Below are 979 nucleotides of genomic sequence, written 5' to 3'. Positions count from 1 at the left end.
GGCAGTTTCGTTGTTCGCCACGTCCTTCGTCGGCTCCTGGCGCCTAGGCATCCTCCGTGTGCTCTTAGTAGCTTAACCAATCGCTCCGGTATTTGGCTTATTCGCTCATCTTGTTTTGAATAGCGCATCCGGATTTCTCCGCCTGCTAGAATATTCAAAGCCAAAAGTCGCTCATAATCCAAAACCATCGCTCAGTATAACTAAAAACTTCAAACTTGTTTACACAAGTTCAGCTTAAAGGAATGTTCTAAAACGCAAATTCGTTTCGGTATCCAGTTTTCAAGGATCAAGGTTGCAATATTCCAGACATAACAAATAGATGAAGTTTGTTGGTGGAGCCAAGCGGGATCGAACCGCTGACCTCCTGCTTGCAAGGCAGGCGCTCTCCCAGCTGAGCTATGGCCCCGCAAATTCCATCAAAACCGAACAAATGGAAACACGTTATTGTGGAAGTCAAGCTTCCGATTTGAATGTCTTCATTGCAGAAGACGATTCTCCATAGAAAGGAGGTGATCCAGCCGCACCTTCCGATACGGCTACCTTGTTACGACTTCACCCCAATCATCTACCCCACCTTCGGCGGCTGGCTCCCTTGCGGGTTACCCCACCGACTTCGGGTGTTGTAAACTCTCGTGGTGTGACGGGCGGTGTGTACAAGACCCGGGAACGTATTCACCGCGGCATGCTGATCCGCGATTACTAGCAATTCCGACTTCATGCAGGCGAGTTGCAGCCTGCAATCCGAACTGAGACCGGCTTTGCTGGGATTGGCTCCGCCTCGCGGCTTCGCTTCCCGTTGTACCGGCCATTGTAGTACGTGTGTAGCCCAGGTCATAAGGGGCATGATGATTTGACGTCATCCCCACCTTCCTCCGGTTTGTCACCGGCAGTCACTCTAGAGTGCCCAGCTCGACCTGCTGGCAACTAAAGTCAAGGGTTGCGCTCGTTGCGGGACTTAACCCAACATCTCACGACACGA

Annotated in this window: 1 tRNA gene and 1 rRNA gene; both read right to left on the bottom strand. The window is 51.4% G+C overall.

The features are described from left to right. Positions 1–330: 330 nt before the first annotated feature. A tRNA-Ala gene (locus tag K1558_RS32610) sits at positions 331–406 on the bottom strand. Positions 407–502: 96 nt separating this feature from the next. Then, positions 503–979, bottom strand: a 16S ribosomal RNA gene (locus tag K1558_RS32605); the annotation flags it as partial.

Source organism: Paenibacillus piscarius, from assembly GCF_022234545.1.
Lineage (GTDB): Bacteria > Bacillota > Bacilli > Paenibacillales > Paenibacillaceae > Paenibacillus_AQ > Paenibacillus_AQ piscarius.
This window is presented reverse-complemented; position numbering and strand designations above follow the sequence as displayed.